The sequence below is a fragment of the Acinetobacter sp. GW821-FHT01E09 genome, from assembly GCF_059422385.1.
Genome location: NZ_JBWKWU010000001.1, coordinates 100,958 through 124,477, shown reverse-complemented (window position 1 = coordinate 124,477; position 23,520 = coordinate 100,958). Strand labels below are relative to the sequence as shown.

The window sequence follows — 23,520 nt, the reverse complement described above, 5'->3', positions numbered from 1 at the left end:
ATTTAAAAATGTCATGGATTATTCATCATATCGACGATTATTTGTCACATTTTTTTGCAAAAATTCGTCAACATCTTCTTTTTGCAATGATACTGTCATAATTAATCTTTGTAATAAGCCTGTCATAAATAAAAGACGGTACACCGTTCATACATAGGATATTGCGTTGTGAAAGATGACTATATATTAATCGTCGATGACGAACTTCCGATTCGAGAAATGATTCATACCTCATTGGATATGGCAGGTTTTCAATGCCTGCAAGCTGAAGATGCAAAACAAGCCCATCAAATGATTGTTGACCAACGACCATCTTTGATTTTACTCGATTGGATGATGCCTGGCGGTGTGAGCGGTGTAGACTTATGTCGTCGCTTAAAACGTGATGAAAACTTGGCAGAAATTCCAGTCATCATGTTGACAGCACGTGGTGAAGAAGACCATAAGGTTCAAGGTCTTGATGCTGGTGCAGACGACTATATGACCAAACCATTCTCTACTCGTGAATTGGTGTCGCGTATCAAAGCTGTCCTTCGTCGTGCCAATGCACTGAGTGGCGAAAAAACCATTGATGCCAATGGATTAATACTTGATCCAGTGAGCCAACGCGTCAGTTTTAGTGATAATATTTTAGAAATGGGTCCAACGGAATACCGCTTATTGGCATTCTTTATGACACATCCTGAACGTGCTTATACACGTGCCCAGTTACTTGATCAGGTCTGGGGTGGTAACGTGTATATTGAAGACCGTACCATAGACGTACACATCCGCCGCTTACGTAAAGTGCTTGAACCTTATGGCGCTGATCGCTACGTACAAACTGTGCGTGGAACGGGTTATCGCTTCTCTACCCGTGCAGATGTTGCTTTAGGTTAAGCATTCTCAAGGTAAATAAATTTCTATGTATGAACCCTACCCCGTCCCAGATCTTGCACGAGAACATAAAAAATTCCGTTATAGTAGCTTGTGGGAATTTGCAAAACAAGATTTACGCCTACTTGGTTTTTTACTCATTATTGGCGGATTTATTGGTTTAGGGATAGGGTATTTTTGGATTTGTATTTCCATCGGTTTTGCTGTTTTTTTTCTATTTCAATTACGCTCTTTATACTTGGTCAATGAGTGGATTTCGAATCGTCCTTATGATTCTCCGCCCAATCTAGAAGGTATTTGGGGTGCGCTGCTTTTTAATGTTTATCGTGCACAACGCCAAGAACGGGTTGTTCAAGCTGAAATGGTCGGATTGATTGATCGTGCGCAATCCTCACTGATTGCTTTAGCCGAAGCTGTGGTTTTAACGGATGAATTACATCAAATTGAATGGTGGAATCCTGCTGCGGAAAGACTGTTGGGCATTCAACCGCTAGATCGTGGTCGTAATATCTTGACCATTATCCGCCAACCGAGCTTTATTGAATATTTTAATAATATCGACCAATCTCCAGATGGCATTAAAATAAAATCTTCGGTTTATGAAGAGCATTATGTACAGATTAAACTGACACGTTTTGGTAGTGAAAGCCGTTTGCTCGTCGCTTACGATGTCACACGTGTACATAATCTGGAACAGATGCGCAAAGACTTTGTCGACAATATTTCACATGAACTTCGTACCCCGCTGACAGTACTCAGTGGTTATATCGAAACCTTTACCGACCAAGAAGATTTAAATCCGCGCTGGAAACGTGCTTTTGAACAGATGCAATCGCAAACACGTCGTATGAATGCCTTAGTCAATGACTTACTCTTGCTTTCACGTTTGGAAGGCAATAAACAGATCGCAAAAAATCAAATCATCGATATGCCGAATTTGATGAATCAGCTTTTTGATGATGCACAAGCCTACAATGTCGATTATGGACATACTTTAAATTTAGATATCGACAGTCATTGTGACTTAATTGGTTCTGATGCAGAGCTTGCCAGTGCGTTTAGTAATTTAATCACCAATGCGATTAAATACACCCCTAAAGGTGGCACTGTTACAATCGGCTGGCATGATGACAGTGAACATGGTTATTTCACTGTTGAAGATACCGGGATCGGAATTGACCCAAAACATATTCCACGTTTAACCGAACGCTTTTATCGTGTAGATAGTGCACGAAGCCGTCAAACGGGTGGAACAGGTTTAGGGCTTGCCATTGTGAAGCATGTTTTAATGCAACATAATGCATATTTAGAAATTGATTCTAAAGAAAATCAGGGGTCTATTTTTAGAGTGGTTTTCCCCAAAGAGCGCCTTGATTTTGCAGGTTAATATTTGATTTTTTGATTAATTCTGATGAAACTATTTTTAGATTGTGAGTTTAATGGCTTTGGTGGTGAATTAATTTCACTGGCATTGGTTGACGAAAATAATCAACATTTTTATGAAGTTTTAGCATGCGCTGACCCCATTACTTGGGTTAAAGACCATGTCATGCCTCGTTTAAATCAAGAACCGATTTCCTTAGCGCAATTTCAAAGTCGCTTACAGTTTTATTTATCTCAATATTCTAGTCTTGAAATTGTGGCAGATTGGCCAGAAGACTTTGCCTTGTTTACCCGTAGTCTGGTACTTTCTGCGGGGAAATGTATCCGAACACCTCCGCTGACCATGCAATTATGGATGCAAGACCCAATTGAAACCCATGTCCCCTCTGAAAACCCACACAATGCCCTAGCAGATGCACAGGCTTTAAAGCTGTCTTATTTCAATGCATCGGGATTGATCTAAAAATATATTCTGGGTTTAACCACACACTTTTATTGGGTTGCTATTACATAGAAAGAACCGCCAAATAGCTCGCACTGCTTGTGTATTTACCATTGTGAAAAATGTTTTGATGCAATCAAAATATCTTGGAAATTAATACTAAAAAACGATATTCAACTTTTAAAATCGTTTTCCTCAAAAAGCACTTATGCCATAACGAAAATTCATACTCAGACGTGTGCTGTATATCTTCATAATAAAATTCGAGATCAAGCTGAATAAATGACTTTAGATTATAAAAATAAAGCTTACTTATATTAATGTTGACCAAGTCACATTAGTGAAATATATTGAGAAATATATCTGATTTTAAGCATTATTTTATCATCAGTTATTTTTATAAAAAACTATTCATAAATATCAACACACCAAAAAATGGACATTACAATGAATAAATATAAATTTTCTATTGCAGCTGTTTTAGGATTATTACTGAGTGGGTGTGCTACGACCATAGCAAAACTCTCTTATAACGATCTAACAGGTAAAACCGCAAATGAGATGATGAATACCAATCGTGAAGGAAAATACGGACCAGTATGGGGAAAGCCTTATAGGACTGGCGTTGATAAGGATGGAGGGCAATTATTTTTTTATTGGATACGTTCCGATATGGGAATAACAACCGAACAATGTGGACAAGGCATGGATCAAGGTGTTGTGATCCAATATATGTGTAGTTATTCCAATGTCTGGTGGAAGGAATGGAAGATTAAATTTGGACAAGACGGACGAGTCTCTGAATGGAAAGTGGTTTCTTTTAAGGCTGAAAAGAACCGCTTATAACAGGCTTACATCAAATCTTATTCGGCTTTGTGAGCTTGACTCTGTTACTCAAAGTGATACAGAGTCAATCTCAATCAACCATTTGAAAAATATAATGATCCATTGATCTCAATTATATTTTATGCCCTAAAGCTTCACCCATCACCACAATAGAATTGGCTTTAAACTGTTCATCCCAAGTGATTTTATTCTGTTCAAACAATACAACTGCGGTTGAACCTAAATAAAAACGTCCAAGTTCAGCACCCTTTTCTAAGGCCAAATCATGCTGGTTTAACTCTAAACGCCCTGTTGGTTTTACTTTACCAGTCGCCACAGTTTCAATTCCTGCAACGATCATTGCACCCACTAGAACAACCGCCATACGTCCTAATTCGGTATCAAACAAACATACCATACGCTCATTACGCGCAAATAAACCTGGAATATTCTCTGCTGTAGTCTGGTTTACAGAAAATAACTCACCAGGGATATACAAGGTTTCTGTCAACGTTCCTGCAAATGGCATATGGACACGGTGATAATCACGTGGTGACAAATAAACCGTGGCAAATTCACCATTGATAAATGGTGCAGCCAATTGTGGATCGCCAATCAGTTTGTCTACAGAAAAACTTTGGCCTTTGGCCTGAAATACATCACCATCTTTAATTTTACCCAACTGAGAAATTGCACCATCTGCTGGAGAGACAATACTGGTCTGATCTGTGTCAATTTCTCGAACACCGTCTTTTAAGGCCCGGGTAAAAAATTCATTGAATGATTTATATTTTAAAGCATCACTTTGCTCAGCAATAGAAAGGTCTATCCCATACTGTGCTTTAAATGCTTGAATCGCTAAATTTTTAACAATTGGATTTTCACTGGCTGCAACTTTACCAACAACACGGCTGAGTTGCTGTTGCGGAATGACTTTTTGTGCTTGGATAAAAATTTGTTTTTTTAACGTTGATGTAAGACTCACGCAGGTGATTCTCCAGTAATAATTGGACTATCGAGGCGATTGCCCCACTCGCTCCACGCACCATCATAGGCTTGAATATTCCAATCCAATAACCGACCCAAGATATAAGCCAGACCAGAACGATGATGTGACTGACAATACACCACCACAGGCTGGTCAAATTGAAAGCCTAATTGTTCTAGACGTTGTTGCGTGCGTTCTAGAGGATGCAATTTTAAATGATTTTGACGATTAATTGCAGTACTCCATTCAAAATGTTGTGCACTTGGAATGTGACCGCCGCGTCGCGCTGCTAAACGCTGTCCCGTATATTCTTCTGAAGTTCGACAATCCCAAACTTGAATCGCTTGCTGTTCAACCTTTTGCAACAGTTTGGCATATTCAATTCGGTGTTGATCAAGATGTTGTAAATTGACGGTAACTAAGGGTTCAACTTTGCTAAAACTTTCTGCTTCAGCCGAAGTCGGATAGCCTGCTGCTAACCATGCATGAATTCCGCCATTGAGTAAGCTGGTATTATAAAAACCAAGGCAATGTAAGTTCCAGATCAAACGCCCAGCCCAAGCACCGCCTTCATCATCGTAGACCACGACATGATGTTCTGGAGAGATGTTTAAATACTCAATCAGCGCTTTTAAACCGTCCTCATCGGGCAATAACCCTGAAGCTTGTTCTTCCTGTCGAACCAACAGTTGTGGTTTAACATGTAATGCATGTGGAATATGTAATTGATCATACACAGAGCTACGACTTAGATCGACAATACGAATTTTGTCATGCCCTAAAAATGGCACAAGTTGTTCTGCTTCTATGAGTAATTCGAAGTTAAAGGCTGGTGTAGTCATACGTTTTTCTATTTTAAGACCTTGAGCACAAATGATCTTAGCACAGTGTTTTTTACCAATATGCTGATTTTTCACATTCTTTTAGCAAAAATTCAGATATCAATTTTCACTGCTTCGACAACTTCAGGTATTTCAAAGACCTGTCGTAAGTAAGCCAAGAAAGTATCGTTATCCGTCATGGTTTTTCCGGGACTATCTGAAATTTTCGCCACAGATTGACCATTACACTCCACCAGTTTTAACACAATATTGAGTGGCGTTTGCCCCATATCATTGGTCAAATTGGTACCAATACCAAAACTGACTTGAAAACGATCTTTAAAGTATTGATATAACGCCCACGCACGCTCAATGTCTAATCCATCACTAAAGGTTAGCATCTTGGTTTTGGTATCAATTTTCAGTTTTCGGTAGTGTTGATAAGCTTTATCGCCCCATTCAAATGGGTCACCACTGTCATGACGTAAACCATCGAATAACTTGGCAAAATACAAATCAAAATCTTGTAAGAATGCATCCATACCGACCACATCGGTCAAGGCAATGCCCAGATCACCACGATACTCTTGTACCCAGGTTTCTAAAGCTGCTTTTTGAAAATCTCTTAAACGGACATCTAGCGCTTGGAATGCTTGTAGAAACTCATGCGCCATGGTACCAATTGGATGAATATTTAATTCCTTTGCCAAAAGGACATTACTGGTACCTCTAAACACATTGGGTAAAGCTGCATGGAAAGTCTGGATCACATGTCTTTGCCAATCTAGACTATAACGACGACGAGTACCAAAATCTGAGACTAAAAATGGCGGAGCTTGAGTGCCTTGTTGCTGTTCAAATTTCTTTAATAATTCAACTTTGGCTTGTAGACGGCGTTCACCTTCAACATAAATGTCATCATTACGAATCCGGCTAAAATAGAGTTCATTGACAATCGCCAGAACAAAAATTTCAAACATCATCGCCTGAACCATTGGGCCTTCAACCCAAATGTCTAAACGGCCTTGTTCATCAATACCCGCTTTAATAAAACGGCGTTTGAGTTGGAATAATTCTAAATAGTCGACAAAATCACTTTTGATAAAACGCATACTGCGTAAATATTGCAATTCATCTTCTTGGAATTTGAGTAAGCAGAGATGATCGAGCTGCTCGTTCAAATCATCCAGAATATCCGTCAGGGGATAAACCGTAGCATCTAGATTACGACAGCGAAAATGATACACACTGTGCGTTTGAGGAAATTTATGTAGCACCACTTGTAACATGGTAAATTTATATAAATCTGTATCGAGCAAGGATTGGATGATTGGCGCCATATCTATTTTAATTTCGCTATGCTGTTTTTATTAAAGCATATTTTTCGCTGAGATAACGTAATCATTTATAAGTGATGAACTATATTTTCAGTTAAGCTCAACATAAATCTCAGCAGAATTATTTTTTCAATTTATCTGCCCATATGATAATTTTATAAATTCTATTTTTATTCAAAAACTTATCATTAGCTTCAACTTTTCATCAATGGCTTACTCTCATCAACTTACTGGGTTTTCCCTGTTAGAATAGCGTTATCGTATTTTAGTCTTATTGTTTATATGCGCGCATTATTACAAAGAGTGTTAGAAGCCAAAGTCGTTGTTGATGGTGAAACTACTGGAGAAATTCAAAAAGGAATTTTGGTTTTTCTCGGCTTAGCGAAGGAAGACAATTTTGAAAAAGGTCAAAAATTAATTGATAAAATTTTGAAATATCGTTTCTTTGATGACGAACAAGGCAAAATGGGCTGGAATGTCAGCCAAGCCAATGGTGGGATTTTATTGGTTTCTCAATTCACCTTAATGGCACAAACGCAAAAAGGCTTGCGTCCAGACTTTGGACCAGCCATGCCGCCCGCTGAAGCTCAGGCACTGTATCAACAATTGGTTGATTATGCTCGATCACAATTTAAAAATGTTGAGACAGGTATTTTCGCAGCGGATATGAAAGTGCATTTGGTCAATGATGGGCCTGTGACCTTTAACTTAGAAGTTGAATAATTAAAAGCTGAATAATCAAAACATTGATCTTAATACCAATGTTTAAATCCTAAAAAGCCCGATCTGATCGGGCTTTTTAGGATTTTCGATTCGCTTAGCGTCCAATCTTCTCTTTTAAGAATTGGCGTGCCAATTTAATTTTGTCTTTTACTGGTTTTGGAACTTTTGGTGGAATCAGTTTAGCCACTTGGTTAAACCAGACCAACAAACTGAAATCGCCTTCCATTTTGATACTGCCGTTTTGCATACCCGTCATAAAAGCCGTTGGATCGCCTTTTACCAAAGTTTTTACACCTTGCTCACTGTCAGCAAACTGTAAAACAAAATCAGCTTTTTGTTCAGCACCTGAAACTGTATCAATTTGACCATTGTTCACAATGATTTGGCGTGCCACGCCCAAGTCGGTACCAATCTGAATGCGGAACTGACGGTCATGGGTCAATTCAATAAATTTTGGACTGGTACGAGCCAATTGTTTCATACGAAGTGCTAAACCCAATACAAGCAAATCCAGTGGATCTGTACTTGCATCAACGATTGGTAACTTCACAACTGGAATTGCAGAAAGTTTCATGACATTTAAGCCTGTTGTTTTTTAAATTAGATTCGAATTTGCTCATCCTAGCATAACTTGTCATTGCGTAGACATGGCTTTCAGAGCAAAGTATAAACTGAAAAAAAGGTATACCATTATGATATACCTTGGAATGTCTAAATTGATTTTTTTCGTGTAATTAAAGTCACTATTGTTATCTTAGCGTTCATATTGACTGAAGTTTTCACTCAAAACTTATTCATCTTCATAGACTGGGGTATGTTCAATATATTGGCGATTTGCCAATGCTTTTTGTGCACGACTGTCTTCACGCAATAAGAGTGCAATCAATGCAGACATCGCCAACATAATCGCGGTTAAATAGCTATATGCGACCGAAATATCAAAGATGTTCTGTACACTATAACGCATTGCTTCCAAGGTGCCCCAGAAGATCATGCCTGCAAACATAAACCCTAACCAATGACGATAAGGGGAAAAGAACACGGTAGCCAACGCTGCAGCAATTAGACCGAATCCAATCAATGTTGCAAATGTTGTTGATACCATAACAACCTCCGTCAAAATGATGCCTTATAAAAAAACCGTTTAAATAGGTGTTTCACAACAATTTCAAGCTTTATAATTTTTCTTAAATCACCTTATAGAAGCTTATGCTTTGCATTATGTATAGTTTTTAAGAGAAGGAAAGCGCTGTTTTCTGCTTAAACGACACACTTTGTCGCAACATTCATTTGTCATTACATTTTTTAAGAATCCTGTTTTTCTCACAATCTAATTACCATCAATCATGCAGTGTCATTACAAAAAAATACACACAGCTTTTAATCCCTGAAAAACTTTTTTTAAGTTCTAAAACGAATATTTTTATCAAGCTGTTTTATTGAGCGCGAATGGCAGCAAAGTGATTCATTTTCAAATAAAAAATAGCGACTTAAAGTCGCTATTTGTCATGATTCTGCAATATAACCCATGTCATTTAAGCACGGGACAAATCTTTATCATGCACGCCTAAAAGATAAAGCACACCATCTAGACCTACACTTGAAATGGCTTGATTGGCATTTTGACGAACCACAGGTTTCGCACGGAATGCGACTCCGAGCCCGGCAATTGAAAGCATCGGCAAATCGTTTGCACCATCTCCAACCGCAATCGCTTGCTCAGGTGAAATCCCCATTTTCCCAGCCAATTCAGTCAACAGATACGCCTTGCGCGCTCCATCAACGATATGGCCTTTAACCTCACCTGTCACGACACCATTTTCAACATCGAGGATATTGGCATGCACTTCATCAATGCCCAATTTTTCTTGTAGATATTCAGCAAAGTACTGAAAACCACCAGATAAAATCGCAGTTTTATAACCCAATGATTTCAGTGTCGAGATTAACCGCTCGGCACCTTCTGTCACGGTTAGTCGTTCAGCAATTTGAGGCAATACTGTGGCATCAAGGCCTTTAAGTAACGCAACGCGTGCACGGAAACTTTGTTGAAAATCCAACTCCCCTTGCATTGCACGTTCAGTGATTTCAGCGACTTTATCGCCCACCCCTGCTTCTTTAGCAAGTTCGTCAATCACTTCTTGCTCAATCAAAGTCGAGTCCATGTCGAAGCAGACTAAGCGACGATTACGGCGATAGGCATTGTCTTCCTGCACCGCGACATCAATATTTAATTCAGCAGAAAGCCGTAAACATGCGGCACGCATCGCCTGTGCATCCAGCATTTGCCCACTCAAACCGAATTGAACACATGAACGTTTCAGCCCATCTTGGTGTCCATTACGTTCGGGACGACCCGACAAGCGCGTCACTGTTTCAATGTTAAAACCTTGACTTGAAACAATATTGGTTACCGCTTGTAGATGTTCGGCTGTGAGCTCTGGTGCTAAAGCGGTCACGATATAACGTGTGCGCCCACCTTCACTCACCCATTGGTCATATTCTGCGCCTGAAATCGGCTTAAAACGAACGGTTAAACCAATATCATGTGCTAAAATAAGGATGTCTTTCATGGCTAAAGCTGTTGCAGTTTGATCGTTTGACGACACTACAATACCTAAAGTCAATTGATTATGGATGACCGCCTGTCCTACATCTAATATTTGCAAAGAATGTACGGACAACACTTGCATTAATCGAGTAAACTGATTGGGTTGGTCAGGTCCTAAAAATGAAATAAGAATGATTTCTCGCATGAATTGACTCGGGTCTGAGCTACAACAATTGGAAGAATCATAATCGAAATCGAAATTTTTTGCTTTGGAAGTTTACGTTGAATGCGCCAAGACAAGGGCTATTTGCTAGCCTACTTATTGTAAGTTTTGCATTTCATACCTTTTTATTGGTAGTTGCAACAACACATCAGTTAAATGAAAACCGTGCCAGCCAAGGCCAACTCATGACCAGCCAATTGGTCACGGACAGCCTATCTGAACTCGAACCCGCAAATACGGTGTCATTGGCGCTGTTGGCAAATCGCTATGCGACCAATCCAAGCGTGGCTTCGATTCGAATACTGGATGCTAAAAAACAAGTGCTGGCAACCAGTGGTATGGCAAAAACTCGTCAAGGTGAAGTTTTTGTTCGTGATGCATTACAGAACGAGAAAAAAGTCGGCACAATTGAAATTACCTTGATCAAGCCAAGTATTGGTGAAATTTTACGGACCCAATGGCTGGCTATTTTAGTGTCCTTATTAATTCATACCTTTTTATGGTTGGCCTACCGTGCCATCGCTCGCCCAACGCGCAGTGAATTTTTGGCTCGCATCAACAATGAAGCCCGCTTAAAACACGAAATTCAACAACTGACTGAAGCACTTGAAGCGGAGAAAGCCAACCGCACGATTGCGATTGCGCAAGCTCAACAACAAGCGCAAGCCAAAGCAAAACCTGAACCCAAAACGCCTGTAACCACAACACTGGAAAATGACCAAGAGATTTTGGCGCTGAATATTCAGTACTATGATCCGAAACAACTGATGAATACGGTCAACCAGTCGGTTTCACTGCCTTATTTTAATTTATGTCAGATTTTTCTGAATAAAAGTATTGAACTTTGCGCACAGCATTTCAAATTGAATGCAAAAGATTTCACCATTCATCAAGAATTTAATCAGAATGGCGCAATCCTGAGTATTGATGCTGAAAAACCCAATGCAGCACAATCTATATTAATGGTTGGTTCGGTATTTCAATTACTGTCGGAAGTTCTGTATAAACGTTACCGTGAAGACAAGCGCTTTGTGTTACAGACGCGTTGTGCGGTCACCACCTCAGTAGAGGCGATGCAACTTGATGCGTCTCAAGCTGCTGAGCGCTTGGTGAATCATTTAATTGCCAAAGAAATGGCATTGTATTTAAGCAATGATCAACTCAAGCATATTGGTGATTGTTATCAATTGGTTGCCTTACCAAATCCAACCAATGTGTTGACCCGTCACTCATTTATGATCAATGGTATGAATAATGACTGTGCTGAACTTGCACAAAATATTCGTACTGAGATTTTAAAAGGTAAGAAAAATACACCGAATTCTGAAGCAATCTCAGAGAATTAAGTATTTACCATCTATCAAGCCCTCCTCTTTTTTAAAGTGCGAGGGTTTTTCTTTTATTACGCTCAATTTCCGATAAGTTAATCTTATTTTTTTCGAAATGAGTTTCTGGGGTCTGCTGACATTTCATAAATGGTTTGCGTTGTAGGTTAAAATTGAACATGAGACGTATACGTCTAAAGCATGAATGAGAATAGCGAGGCTATTTTCGAGTTTCATAACATAGGCTGAGATAATTTTAGCTACAACCCTTCGGGACTAGCGTGTTTTTTGCCGCTACGTCGTTACGAACTACTCATTTAGATTGACTAAATTTCACACTTCGCGCCTAGTATCGCCTAAAAAACTCACGTAGTCGCAAACGTAGACGAATTATCAACAGACCCTGATCTTTATACTAAATCACGATAAATCAATTTTCTTCTCTTTTCATTGCCCTACAAGCTTGTGTATAACTATCTATCTCAAAGGAAGATGATAAGCATAGGCAAAATACGTAAAAACACGTTAGACTATGCTCCGAATGTACTCAATGAAAATGTCATACGACAGAACAAAAAGGTGAAGGTTGATGCCGCTCAATACTGTTGAAGAGCTTGTAGCAGATATCCGTGCAGGTAAAATGGTTATCCTCATGGATGACGAAGATCGTGAAAATGAAGGCGATTTAGTCATTGCTGCAACACACGTACGCCCTGAAGACATCAACTTTATGATCACCCATGCTCGTGGTCTTGTATGCCTAACACTGAGTCGTGACCGCTGTAAGCAACTCGATCTACCATTAATGGTCGACCATAATGGCGCACAACACAGTACAAACTTCACGCTTTCTATTGAAGCTGCAAATGGTATTACCACTGGTATTTCTGCAGCAGAACGTGCCCATACCATTCAAACTGCAGTTGCTGCACATGCCAAACCTGCTGATATTGTACAACCTGGACATATCTTCCCATTGATGGCACAACCAGGTGGTGTATTACACCGTGCTGGGCATACAGAAGCTGGCTGTGACTTATCTCGTTTAGCGGGTTTAGAGCCGGCATCTGTGATTTGTGAAATTATCAATGAAGATGGCACGATGGCACGTCGTCCAGATCTTGAAGTATTTGCTGAGAAACATGGCTTAAAAATTGGTACAATTGCTGATCTGATTCATTATCGTATGACCAATGAACAAACCGTAGAACGTTTGGATCAACAAAGTATAGATACTGAATACGGTACCTTTGATTTATACCGTTACCGTGAAATTGGTAATCCAGACATTCATTTGGCTTTGGTTAAAGGTGAACCAAAACAAGGGGTGACGACTGTCCGTGTACATGGTTTCAACCCTGTACGTGATTTATTGAAACTCAATAAAAAAGATGGTGAGCCTGCTTGGAACCTTGATAAAGCACTCAAAACGATTGCCGACAGTGATCGAGGGGTTTTGGTCTGGATTGGTCAACGTCATCTATCTGACTTAGGCCCTGCTTTGGCAGAACTTGGTAAGCCGAAACCAACAAAATCAAATGCTGCACTTTCACAGCAATACCAAACAATTGGTGTTGGTGCACAAATTTTACGTGATCTTGGTGTTGAAAAGATGAAACTTCTCAGTTCACCATTACGTTTCAATGCATTATCAGGCTTTAATTTAGAAGTGGTGGAATACATCACTGCTGAGCAAAAAACTGGTCAATAATTTTTAATCAGACTGCATTTATTGCTCAGTTAGGTTTTTAGTCGGGAAATAAAAGCAGTCTGTACAACCACTTATCTGTTAAATTATCGAGGTTGCCATGGCGATTCGCCGAATTGAAGGTTTATTACATCTCGCGAGCGAAGACCGTTACGCGATTTTAGTTGGTCGTTTTAACAGCTTTGTTGTTGAACATTTATTAGAAGGTGCAATTGATACATTGCATCGTCATGGTGTAAGCGACGATAATATCACTGTCGTTCATGCACCGGGCGCATGGGAACTTCCAGTTGTGGCTAAAAAACTAGCAGCTTCTGGTAAATTCGATGCAGTGATCGCACTTGGCGCAGTGATTCGTGGTAGTACGCCACATTTCGACTTCGTTGCAGGTGAATGTGCCAAAGGTTTAGGTGTAGTTGGTTTAGATACTGGCCTACCTGTAATCAATGGTGTATTGACTACGGACAGTATTGAACAGGCGATTGAACGCTCTGGTACAAAAGCAGGTAATAAAGGTGGTGAAGCTGCCCTTACTGCTATTGAAATGGTTAACCTGTTAAAGGCAATTTAAAGCATGTCGCAAACACTCCAAGCTACTTATGCAGCAAAACGTAAAGCACGTCGCTTTGCTGTACAAGGGATTTATGAATGGCAAATGAGCCACAACCCAGTGCATGAAATTGAAGCACGTACCCGTGTTGAAAACGCAATGCATAAAGTGGATCTCGGCTATTATCATGAGTTGCTCACAGCCGTGATCGCAAACCATGAAGCATTGGATGCTTTACTTGTTCCTGTTCTGGATCGTGAACTGAGTGCATTAGACGGTGTAGAACTTGCTACATTACGTTTAGGTGCATACGAACTCAAAGACCATCTTGAAGTCCCTTATCGAGTTGTACTCGATGAAGCCATTGAGCTGGCAAAACACTTTGGTGGTGCTGACAGTCATAAATACATCAATGGTGTATTAGATCGTTTAGCAACAAGCCTGCGTGAAGCAGAAAAGCAACAAAGCAAATAAGTTGTTTTTACATGGCTGAGTTTTCAATTATTGAGACCTATTTCAATCGTCAGCAGCAAACTGATGTTGATTTAGGCGTCGGTGACGACTCAGCTCTGCTCTCCCCACCTTTGAATCATCAATTGGTGATTTGCACAGATACCCTTGTCGCTGGTCGACATTTTCCCTTAGAAACTTCTCCACATGCGATTGGCTGGAAATCTGTTGCTGTCAATCTGTCAGATATTGCTGCAATGGGTGCGAAACCCCACAGTATTTTACTCGCATTGAGCCTATCCCAAATTGATCATGACTGGCTAAAACAATTTAGTCAGGGTTTATATGATTGTTGCGATCAATTTGGCGTACGTTTAATTGGTGGTGATACCACGCAAAGTCCACATCTCACCATTACCGTCACCGCACTGGGCTGGATTGAAACAGGCAAAGCCATTACCCGTTCTGGCGCACAAGTCGATGATTTAATTGTAGTCAGTGGCTCGATTGGTGATGCCGCTTTTGGGCTAAAACATTTAGGACATCCCCTACAACAACGTCTAGATTACCCAACACCGCGCTGCGAATTAGGCGCCATGTTAAAAGACTTGGCGTCCAGTATGATTGATGTTTCAGATGGGCTTGCTCAAGATCTCGGGCATATCTTAGATGCCTCTGGTGTCGGTGCAAAAATAAATTTAAATCAACTCCCGATTCAGCCAGCTTTAAGGCAACTCAGCGACAATGAGCAATGGAAATATGCTTTAGCGGGCGGAGATGATTATGAGTTATGCTTTACAATAACTATGCAAAATTATGCTAAACTTTTGCAATTAAAACCAAATGTAACCACTACAATCATCGGCCAAGTTACACAAAAATCTGGGATTGTATTTGAGAAAGATGGCTTAGACCATCCACTTCAACTTCAAGGGTACCAACACTTTGCATAAACCTCCGATTGTCTTTAAAAATATGACATGGGCTGAACGCTTTATTGTGTTCTGCGGTGTGGGCTTTGGTTCAGGCTTAGCGCCTAAAGCACCAGGTACATTTGGCTCAGCGTTTGCGCTTTTGTTTATTCCGATTTGGCTTGCAATTGGTTTTTATGGCTCCATATTGGCCATCATAATCATGTCATTGGTCGGTATTTGGATTTGTGGGAAAACCGCAGAGATTATCCATGTACATGATGATGGGCGTATTGTTTGGGATGAATTTGCTGGGCAATCAATCACCTTCCTGCCTTTGATTTATTTAGGGCAAATGAATTGGATTTGGGCACTGGTTGGATTTGCACTGTTCCGTTTATTTGATGTCTGGAAACCATGGCCTATTCGTGTCATTGACCAAAAAGTTGATGGTGGCTTTGGGATCATGCTTGACGATATTATTGCAGGCCTCTGGGCAGCAATATGTATCGTGATTTATTTATATTTTAAAATGGCTTAAGCCAGATCTGTTAGGTGTGATATGTCTACAACTGTGATCATTCTTGCTGCAGGTAAAGGAACACGTATGCGTTCTAGTTTACCCAAGGTACTCCAACCGTTAGCAGGACGCCCACTACTCGGTCATGTGATTGAAACAGCAAAACAATTACAAGCAAAAAATATCATTACAATCTTTGGTCACGGTGGTGATCTGGTTCAAAATGCATTTGCTCATGAAAATATTCAATGGGTAGAGCAAACAGAACAACTCGGTACAGGTCATGCAGTTAAAGTGACTTTACCAGTTTTACCCCAAGACGGCATTTCTTTGATCCTTTCTGGTGATGTGCCTTGTGTACAACAAAGTACCCTACAACGTTTGCTTGATGAATCCAGCCAAACAGGCATCGGTTTAGTCACATTGACGCTTGAAGATTCTACTGGCTATGGTCGTATCGTACGCAAAGCTGGAAAAATCCAAGCGATTGTTGAGCATAAAGACGCTTCTGATGAACAACGTCAAATTAAAGAAATTAACACAGGTATTTACTGTGTCAGCAATGCCAAATTACATGAATGGTTACCGAAACTCAGCAATGACAATGCTCAAGGCGAGTACTACCTGACCGATATCGTGGCAATGGCTTTAGCGGATGGTATGGAAATCGCATCCATTCAACCAGAATTGGCTTTTGAAGTTGAAGGCGTGAATGATCGCATTCAACTTGCAGCATTAGAGCGAGAATTCCAAAATTATCAAGCCAAATCACTGATGCAGCAAGGCGTGCATCTGATTGACCCTTCACGTTTTGATTTACGTGGTCAACTCACGGCGGGTACTGATGTTCGTATTGATATTAATGTGATTATTGAAGGTCAATGTACTTTCGGAAATGGCGTTGAAATTGGTGCAGGATGTATTATAAAAAACACTCAAATTGCGGCAGGAACCAAAGTTCAACCATATAGTGTTTTTGAAGATGCGGTAATTGGTGCAGATGTACACATTGGTCCTTTTGCACGACTACGTCCAGGTGCAAAATTGGCAGATGAAGTTCATATCGGTAACTTTGTTGAAGTGAAAAACTCTTCTGTTGGTCTAGGTTCAAAAGCCAATCATTTCACCTATTTAGGCGATGCAGAAATTGGTGCGGGTTCAAATATCGGTGCAGGTACAATTACCTGTAATTATGATGGTGCCAATAAACACAAAACCATCATTGGTGATAATGCCTTTATTGGAACCAACAACTCACTGGTTGCACCGATTAAAATTGGTCATGGCGCAACCACAGGTGCGGGTTCAGTGATTACCCATGATGTAGCAGACAACAGTCTTGCATTTGAACGTGCAAAACAAATTTCGAAAGAAAATTATCAACGTCCCCAAAAGGTCAAGAAATAAGAGGATATTATTATGTGCGGTATTGTTGGTGGCGTTGCTGAACGAAGCATTACAAATATTTTAATTGAAGGCCTAAAACGTCTTGAATATCGTGGTTATGACTCGGCGGGTGTTGCACTGGTTGATCAGGGGCAAATCTTACGTGAACGTCGTGTTGGTAAAGTTGCAAATTTAGAAGGCGCGGTTGCAGAGTCGAATATTTTAGGTTCTGTGGGTATTGCACACACACGTTGGGCAACCCATGGTAAACCAACTGAAAATAATGCCCATCCGCATATTTCTGGCCATGTTGCAGTGGTACATAACGGTATTATTGAAAACTACCAAGAGCTTAAGGATGATCTTGAAGCTTTGGGTTATGTGTTTACATCTCAAACCGATACTGAAGTCGTTGCTCACTTAATTACTGAAGCACTGAAATCATCACCAAATCTATTAAAAGCCGTTGAAGAAATCGTACCTCAACTGAAAGGCGCTTATGCACTGGGGATTGTACATACCGATTACCCAGATGAATTAATTGCTGTTCGTGAAGGCTCACCTTTAGTCATTGGTGTCGGTATCGGTGAGAACTTTATTAGTTCAGACCAATTGGCACTATTGCCTGTGACCAACCGTTTTATCTATCTTGAAGAAGGTGATATTGCGCGTTTAACTCGTGAAACGATTGAAGTTTTTGTTAATGATCAATTGGTTGATCGTCCAGTGAAAGAGCTGGATGCAACCGTGAGTAATGCCTCTAAAGGTGAGTATAAACACTACATGCTCAAAGAAATTTTTGAGCAACCTGAAGCAATTCAACAAACGATTTCTCAAGCTTTGAATGGCAATACTCTACGAGAAGATTTCTTACAAAATGCAAACATAGATTTTAAAAATGTTCAGCAAATTCAGGTGCTTGCTTGTGGTACCAGCTACCATGCTGGAATGATTGCAAAATATTGGTTTGAACAACTGATTGATTTACCTTGCCAAGTTGAAATTGCCAGCGAGTTTCGTTATCGCTCGCCTGTGATTGTAGATAACACCTTGTATGTCTGTATTTCCCAATCAGGTGAAACTGCAGATACCTTGGCTGCATTACGTGATACACAAAAGCGTGCTAAAGCAAAAGGCTTAAATATCTACACCATGACGATTTGTAATGTCGCGACCTCGTCTATGGTTCGTGAAACAAATCATCATTTATTAACTCTGGCTGGTCCTGAAATTGGGGTCGCATCAACCAAAGCGTTTACCACACAGCTCGCAGCTTTGATGCTATTGACCCTTAAACTTGGTCAGGTTAAGCAAACCATTTCAGCTGAACGTCTTGATGAAATCACTTCTGCGCTGTGGCATATCCCTAAAGTCATTTTGGATACCTTACAAAATGATGCAGAAATTTTACGTTTGTCTGTTCTGTTTAAAGAGAAACAGCATTGCTTGTTCTTGGGTCGCGGTACAGAATTCCCAATTGCACTTGAAGGCGCATTAAAACTTAAAGAAATTTCATATATTCATGCTGAAGGTTATGCTGCAGGTGAATTGAAACATGGCCCACTGGCATTGGTCGACAATGATATGCCTGTGGTGATTCTTGCACCGAATGATGACATGCTGGATAAACTTAAATCCAATATGGAAGAAGTCCAAGCACGTGGTGGTGAACTGTTTGTTTTTGCAGATGAAAATAGCGGTATCGTGGCTAAAGATCGTCAACATGTTGTCTATGTTCCAACGGTCAATACTTGGTTAGCGCCGATTGCTTACAGTATCCCAGTACAGTTACTGTCTTATCATGTTGCGGTATTACGTGGTACTGACGTAGACCAACCAAGAAACTTAGCAAAATCAGTTACGGTTGAATAATCAATCAGTTACTTATTGTAGTGTATGAAATAAATTAAGTTTCATACATATATCAATAGCTTAAGTAATCCACACAAAGCATGCGCTAAAATTGCATGAATGTGTGGATTTTTTATGCCTAATTTTTATAGATACATCAATTTAAAATAACCTAAACAGAAACCATCTTCTTAAACTTGAACCAACAATATCCTTTAGCGAAAAATAGCCTCCTTTTTTACTTCACATCAAAATGAAAATAAATAAGTTCTAAAGTGAATAGTCAGTTTTAAAAACTTTATTCTGTTTTATTAAACCTAAGTGCCTTATGGCATCAGTTTTTTGAAATTTTGATTCACAATGCAATAAAAAATTAACATGAAGTTATTTGACAAAACAAACATATGAACATATATTCATATGTAAATAATCCAATTCAGAGGTCCTTATGGGACACAATCATAATCATCCCCATAATAGCCATAGTGATCACAACCACGCACATGTACCTGAAGCAACTACAGGAAATGAAAGAAAGATTCTGATTTCTTTCTTCATTATTTTCAGTTTTATGCTTGTTGAAGCTGCTGGGGGAATCATATCTGGTTCACTGGCACTGTTAGCTGATGCAGGCCATATGATGACGGATGCACTTGCATTAGGATTAGCATATGCAGCGTTTCGCTTTGGGCGTCGTACTGCGGATAAATCACGTACTTTCGGCTATATGCGCTTTGAAGTAATTGCAGGCCTGATCAATTCTCTAACCCTGTTTGGAATTGTTGGATGGATCGTCTATGAAGCGATTGTACGCTTTCAATCACCTCAACCCGTACTTGCAGGACCGATGTTTATCGTCGCAATTGTTGGTATGTTGGTGAATATTTTTGTTTTATGGTATCTCACACGAGATGATACGGATCATGTAAATATCAAAGGTGCAATTCTGCACGTGATGGGTGACTTATTGGGTTCTGTTGCTGCAATTATTGCTGCAATCGTCATCTGGTACTCAGGCTGGACACCGATTGATCCGATTTTGTCTGTACTTGTATCATTACTTGTATTGCGCAGTGCATGGTCTTTGTTTAAACAAACCATTCATATTTTGTTAGAAGGTGCGCCTGCCAATGCGAATACAACAGATATCACCACTCACTTATTAAAATCCGTTCAAGGCATTCAGAAAATTAGCCATATTCATGTATGGATGATTACTTCAGGAAGAGCAATGGCAACATTACATGTCCAACCTGAAGCAGGTGTTGATATTAAGACACTCACCGAACAAATTGAACATGAATTAAAAACCAAATTTGATATTGAACATCCAACTGTCGCGATTGATTGGCAAGGTGATAGCAGCTGTAGCCTTGAAAAACCGACAAAAATTGATCCTCATGCTGGACATAGTCATTAAGATCAATATGGATCAAGCACAAATTGCCACAAGGTCATTGATTGTTGCCTTGTGGCATCCACATTTTGAAATTCACTTTGCTTTTAATAATCGATTTGAAAAATAGAAAATTTAACCACACTGCTCTTCTGCAATATGTTTTGCCATATCAGACAAAACATGGCTGACATGCGTATCAGCGATTTCATATAATACTTGTTTGGCCTGACGCTCACTTTTCACCAAGCGTGCTGAGCGTAATAAACGTAAATGATGACTAACCAAAGATTGCGACAAATCGAGTGCTTCACAGATATCGCCAACTGGACTAGGTCCACGCATACAGAATAAAAGAATTCTGAGACGTGAGGCATCTCCTAAAAGTCGAAAAGTTTCAGCCAGAATAATAATCTCGTCTTGCGATATTTCTGTTGAGCCGTCTTTAAAAGTCATATATTAATCACAATCGTTGTTCATAATTTTTCATCATAAAAGATTCTACTCTTGTGCTTCTCATAAGGACAAGACTTAATCGCGATAAAGTATTTTTCTGGAAGTCCGGTTTTATCAAGCTTAAATAAAAAACCAACACTTTATAAAGATTGATTGAGTTGTAGCTTCAGCTTTTTTCCACAGGCAATAATGGTTTTTCGATCGGCATCAATTGCGCCATAAGCAATCGCCATCACACGCATTTGCAGGGTAATATCATAATGCGGATAAGACGCTGAGCGATGAAATAAACGGGCATCGATTTCCAGCATTTGCGCAAAGTGATGTAATTCCTCCAGTGTATCTGCCATCAAATGACACCATTCTTGGCCTTTAAAAGGAACTTTTGCGCGATCGACATACACACTCATAACAAGATTCATTTTCCCTATTTCAGATTGATTATCCCATGAAATTCATCCATGATTGAATACAAATTCAAGGTATAGCAAAGCGTCATTTGATGACAACATATAATGAAAATTTATCCAGCCACACCAATCCATCTCAAGCAACTCAATCAGCTGGCCTGCACCACACATCGCCAACATTTTGCTGATCTTTGGTCAGAACAAGGCCTACAAAATTTTCTCAATCAAAATTTTAGTTTAGAAAATTTGTCCGAATCTCTGCGAGATCCTGATCAAGTTTGGCTATTGCTTGAAAATGAACAAGCGCAAATTATTGGATATGCCAAGTTAAGTCTCAACCAATATGAACCACATTTAGATATTACTGGTACAGAATTACAGAAAATTTACTTGCTTAAAGAAGCGGTTGGGAAAAATTTTGCATCTGCGCTTATGCAAAATGCGATTGATATTGCACGTGAACATCAACAAGCTTCTGTATTTTTGGAAGTATTAACAACCAACACCCGTGCAAAAAAATTCTATCAAAATTTTGCTTTTACAGAGAAATTAAGCATCGACTTTAAAACAGATTTATATGATATTGGTATGGATTTAATGCAACTCGAATTAACCTCAAGATAATGAAAAAATATCTGATTAGTGCATGTCTTGTAGGTGAAAATGTTCGCTACGATGCTAAGAACTGCCTACAACACAAGCTTAAACAACTACTAGACACTCAACAAGCCGTGGTGATTTGTCCTGAAGTTTCAGGCGGCTTAAGTACACCTCGACAGCCTGCTGAAATCGTAGGTGGTGATGGTTATCAGGTTTTAAGGGGACAAGCCAAAGTAAAAGATGCCAATGGTGATGATGTTTCAGCTGAATTTATTCTAGGTGCAGAAAAAACCCTAAAACTCGCCCAATACCATCAAGTGACACATATTATTTTAAAAGCCAACAGTCCTTCTTGTGGTTCACAGATGATTTATGATGGATCATTTTCAGGACATAAAATATCAGGCAAAGGGGTGACAGCAGCCCTACTTGAACAACATGGCTTTAGCGTACTCACTGAGGATGAATTTTTAAAACAGTTAGCGCATGAATAAGCACTATAAATAAAAAGAGAGCCAAGGCTCTCTAAATGAAACGTAAATTTTAAAATAGTATTAGGGTCTGTTGACAATTCGTCTATGTTTGCGACTACGTGTGTTTTTTAGGCGATACTAGGCGCGAAATACGAAATTTAGTTATTCTAAATGAGTGGTTCGTAACAACGTAGCGGCAAAAAACACGCTAGTCCCGAAGGGTTGTGGTTAAAATTATCTCAGCCTTCGTTATGAAACTCGAAAATAGTCTCGCTATTCTCTTCGTTTCATGCCTTGCCTGCTCAATTTTAACCTACAACACAAGCCATTTATGAAATGTCTACAGACCCTATTGTTTATTTTCAGCCATTTTATCTGCTTTCGCTGCCCAATACGTGGCTAAAACAGGCCCTGAAATATTATGCCATAAACTAAAAATAGCACTTGGCACTGCGGTTATTGGAGATGCAGCAAAATGTATCGCTGCTAAGGTCACACCTAAACCAGAATTTTGCATCCCCACTTCAATCGCAACAGCTTTGGAGTCAGGGTAAGATAAGTTGAATAGACGACTTGCCCAATAACCTAATAAAAAGCCTAAACCATTATGTAAAATCACCACACCCAAAATCAGTAAGCCCGATTGCAAAATTGAAGCCTTACTGGCTGCAATAATTGCCGCCACGATCACCACAATGGCGACTACAGATATTAGAGGCATCACTTGAATATATTGCTCGGTCTTTTGTTTAAATAGACTTCTTAAAATCACGCCCAAAATAATTGGAAAAATCACCACTTTAAGAATATCGATAAACATTGAACCCGCATCAATCGGAATCCACTGGCTGGCTAACACATAGAATATTGCAGGTGTCAAAATAGGCGCTAAAAACGTTGAAACAGATGTACATGTGACGGATAAAGCGGTATTTCCTTTGGCCATATAGGTGATGACATTGGATGCTGTCCCTCCGGGGCAACAGCCGACAAGGATTACCCCTACCGCAATTTCGGGTGGTAAATTAAAAACTTTACAGAGAAAGAATGCCACACTGGGCATCACCACAAAATGTGCAACGACACCGATCACAACTGCTTTGGGATTTGACAAGACATTCCTAAACTCATCTACGGTCATGGTCATACCCATTCCCAGCATGATAATCCCTAAAACCCATGGAATATATGCTTTCATCCAGACAAATGCTGCTGGAAAACATAAGGCAATAAAGGCAAACACCACGACCCACAGGGCAAAAGTTTTTTGTACAAACTGACTAAAACGTAAAATTGCTGACATAGTCCTTACCCA

25 protein-coding genes are annotated in these 23,520 nt (G+C 39.7%); 16 read left to right on the top strand and 9 right to left on the bottom strand.

Going from position 1 to position 23,520, the window contains the following annotated elements; genetic code table 11:
- The first annotated feature begins 168 nt into the window (after positions 1-168).
- The 4 genes from phoB to AC07U8_RS00510 all read left to right on the top strand — a co-directional run bounded on the left by phoB (position 169) and on the right by AC07U8_RS00510 (position 3,547).
- Positions 169-879 carry a phosphate regulon transcriptional regulator PhoB gene (gene phoB / locus AC07U8_RS00525; protein WP_004718724.1) on the top strand — a complete coding sequence of 237 codons (711 nt, stop codon included), beginning with the start codon at positions 169-171 and terminating at the stop codon, positions 877-879.
- Positions 880-904: 25 nt separating this feature from the next.
- Positions 905-2,263, top strand: coding sequence for a phosphate regulon sensor histidine kinase PhoR (phoR, locus tag AC07U8_RS00520; protein WP_096732524.1), 1,359 nt, complete (start codon positions 905-907; stop codon positions 2,261-2,263).
- A 24-nt stretch (positions 2,264-2,287) separates the two neighbouring features.
- The gene (locus AC07U8_RS00515) at positions 2,288-2,722 is read left to right on the top strand and encodes a hypothetical protein (RefSeq protein ID WP_096732522.1); all 435 of its coding nucleotides are present in this window, start codon (positions 2,288-2,290) and stop codon (positions 2,720-2,722) included.
- A gap of 426 nt (positions 2,723-3,148) precedes the next feature.
- The gene (locus AC07U8_RS00510; RefSeq protein WP_096732520.1) at positions 3,149-3,547 is read left to right on the top strand and encodes a hypothetical protein; all 399 of its coding nucleotides are present in this window, start codon (positions 3,149-3,151) and stop codon (positions 3,545-3,547) included.
- Between the two features lie 112 nt (positions 3,548-3,659).
- On the opposite strand, the gene asd is transcribed toward AC07U8_RS00510, so the two are convergent.
- The 3 genes from asd to pncB all read right to left on the bottom strand — a co-directional run bounded on the left by asd (position 3,660) and on the right by pncB (position 6,675).
- Positions 3,660-4,511, bottom strand: a complete 852-nt coding sequence (gene asd / locus AC07U8_RS00505) for an archaetidylserine decarboxylase (RefSeq protein ID WP_096732518.1) — start codon at positions 4,509-4,511, stop codon at positions 3,660-3,662.
- Complete coding sequence (locus AC07U8_RS00500) at positions 4,508-5,356, bottom strand: sulfurtransferase (RefSeq protein WP_034611324.1); 849 nt, start codon at positions 5,354-5,356, stop codon at positions 4,508-4,510. The genes asd and AC07U8_RS00500 overlap by 4 nt, the downstream gene beginning before the upstream one ends.
- 92 nt (positions 5,357-5,448) lie before the next feature.
- Entirely contained in the window at positions 5,449-6,675 is a 1,227-nt protein-coding gene (pncB, locus tag AC07U8_RS00495; RefSeq protein WP_494737109.1) for a nicotinate phosphoribosyltransferase, read from the bottom strand.
- A gap of 279 nt (positions 6,676-6,954) precedes the next feature.
- Between pncB and dtd the strand changes: the two genes are divergently transcribed.
- On the top strand, positions 6,955-7,395 hold the full coding sequence (dtd, locus tag AC07U8_RS00490; protein WP_004818319.1) for a D-aminoacyl-tRNA deacylase: 441 nt from the start codon (positions 6,955-6,957) through the stop codon (positions 7,393-7,395).
- Between the two features lie 94 nt (positions 7,396-7,489).
- On the opposite strand, the gene AC07U8_RS00485 is transcribed toward dtd, so the two are convergent.
- The 3 genes from AC07U8_RS00485 to serB all read right to left on the bottom strand — a co-directional run bounded on the left by AC07U8_RS00485 (position 7,490) and on the right by serB (position 10,151).
- Positions 7,490-7,969, bottom strand: a complete 480-nt coding sequence (locus AC07U8_RS00485; protein ID WP_004718739.1) for an SCP2 sterol-binding domain-containing protein — start codon at positions 7,967-7,969, stop codon at positions 7,490-7,492.
- Positions 7,970-8,185: 216 nt separating this feature from the next.
- Positions 8,186-8,500, bottom strand: coding sequence for a ciprofloxacin tolerance protein AciT (gene aciT / locus AC07U8_RS00480; protein WP_004818318.1), 315 nt, complete (start codon positions 8,498-8,500; stop codon positions 8,186-8,188).
- Between the two features lie 430 nt (positions 8,501-8,930).
- A complete protein-coding gene (serB, locus tag AC07U8_RS00475; protein WP_004718743.1) occupies positions 8,931-10,151 on the bottom strand; it encodes a phosphoserine phosphatase SerB in 1,221 nt (406 codons plus the stop codon).
- 77 nt (positions 10,152-10,228) lie between these two features.
- Between serB and AC07U8_RS00470 the strand changes: the two genes are divergently transcribed.
- From AC07U8_RS00470 to AC07U8_RS00430, 9 genes are all read left to right on the top strand, one after another.
- On the top strand, positions 10,229-11,515 hold the full coding sequence (locus AC07U8_RS00470) for a hypothetical protein (protein WP_096732514.1): 1,287 nt from the start codon (positions 10,229-10,231) through the stop codon (positions 11,513-11,515).
- A gap of 568 nt (positions 11,516-12,083) precedes the next feature.
- Complete coding sequence (gene ribBA, locus AC07U8_RS00465; protein WP_494737108.1) at positions 12,084-13,205, top strand: bifunctional 3,4-dihydroxy-2-butanone-4-phosphate synthase/GTP cyclohydrolase II; 1,122 nt, start codon at positions 12,084-12,086, stop codon at positions 13,203-13,205.
- Positions 13,206-13,302: 97 nt separating this feature from the next.
- Positions 13,303-13,773, top strand: coding sequence for a 6,7-dimethyl-8-ribityllumazine synthase (gene ribH, locus AC07U8_RS00460; RefSeq protein WP_004718750.1), 471 nt, complete (start codon positions 13,303-13,305; stop codon positions 13,771-13,773).
- A gap of 3 nt (positions 13,774-13,776) precedes the next feature.
- A complete protein-coding gene (gene nusB, locus AC07U8_RS00455) occupies positions 13,777-14,226 on the top strand; it encodes a transcription antitermination factor NusB (protein WP_004718751.1) in 450 nt (149 codons plus the stop codon).
- Between the two features lie 11 nt (positions 14,227-14,237).
- The gene (gene thiL, locus AC07U8_RS00450; protein ID WP_004818314.1) at positions 14,238-15,155 is read left to right on the top strand and encodes a thiamine-phosphate kinase; all 918 of its coding nucleotides are present in this window, start codon (positions 14,238-14,240) and stop codon (positions 15,153-15,155) included.
- A gap of 22 nt (positions 15,156-15,177) precedes the next feature.
- Entirely contained in the window at positions 15,178-15,654 is a 477-nt protein-coding gene (locus AC07U8_RS00445) for a phosphatidylglycerophosphatase A family protein (RefSeq protein ID WP_016539097.1), read from the top strand.
- A 21-nt stretch (positions 15,655-15,675) separates the two neighbouring features.
- On the top strand, positions 15,676-17,040 hold the full coding sequence (gene glmU, locus AC07U8_RS00440; RefSeq protein WP_494737107.1) for a bifunctional UDP-N-acetylglucosamine diphosphorylase/glucosamine-1-phosphate N-acetyltransferase GlmU: 1,365 nt from the start codon (positions 15,676-15,678) through the stop codon (positions 17,038-17,040).
- A gap of 12 nt (positions 17,041-17,052) precedes the next feature.
- The gene (gene glmS / locus AC07U8_RS00435) at positions 17,053-18,891 is read left to right on the top strand and encodes a glutamine--fructose-6-phosphate transaminase (isomerizing) (protein WP_434278619.1); all 1,839 of its coding nucleotides are present in this window, start codon (positions 17,053-17,055) and stop codon (positions 18,889-18,891) included.
- A gap of 427 nt (positions 18,892-19,318) precedes the next feature.
- A complete protein-coding gene (locus tag AC07U8_RS00430) occupies positions 19,319-20,290 on the top strand; it encodes a cation diffusion facilitator family transporter (protein WP_004718779.1) in 972 nt (323 codons plus the stop codon).
- 111 nt (positions 20,291-20,401) lie between these two features.
- On the opposite strand, the gene AC07U8_RS00425 is transcribed toward AC07U8_RS00430, so the two are convergent.
- Positions 20,402-20,722 (bottom strand): ArsR/SmtB family transcription factor, encoded by a 321-nt coding sequence (locus tag AC07U8_RS00425; RefSeq protein WP_004718782.1) that lies wholly within the window; start codon positions 20,720-20,722, stop codon positions 20,402-20,404.
- A 140-nt stretch (positions 20,723-20,862) separates the two neighbouring features.
- Entirely contained in the window at positions 20,863-21,132 is a 270-nt protein-coding gene (locus tag AC07U8_RS00420) for a DUF4031 domain-containing protein (protein WP_004718783.1), read from the bottom strand.
- 105 nt (positions 21,133-21,237) lie between these two features.
- On the opposite strand from AC07U8_RS00420, the gene AC07U8_RS00415 reads away from it, so the two are divergent.
- Entirely contained in the window at positions 21,238-21,756 is a 519-nt protein-coding gene (locus AC07U8_RS00415; RefSeq protein ID WP_494737106.1) for a GNAT family N-acetyltransferase, read from the top strand.
- Positions 21,756-22,226 (top strand): 2-thiouracil desulfurase family protein, encoded by a 471-nt coding sequence (locus tag AC07U8_RS00410; RefSeq protein ID WP_171478412.1) that lies wholly within the window; start codon positions 21,756-21,758, stop codon positions 22,224-22,226. The genes AC07U8_RS00415 and AC07U8_RS00410 overlap by 1 nt, the downstream gene beginning before the upstream one ends.
- Positions 22,227-22,554: 328 nt before the next feature.
- Here AC07U8_RS00410 and AC07U8_RS00405 read toward each other — a convergent pair whose 3' ends face one another.
- Entirely contained in the window at positions 22,555-23,508 is a 954-nt protein-coding gene (locus AC07U8_RS00405) for a bile acid:sodium symporter family protein (protein WP_494737105.1), read from the bottom strand.
- Positions 23,509-23,520 lie beyond the last annotated feature (12 nt).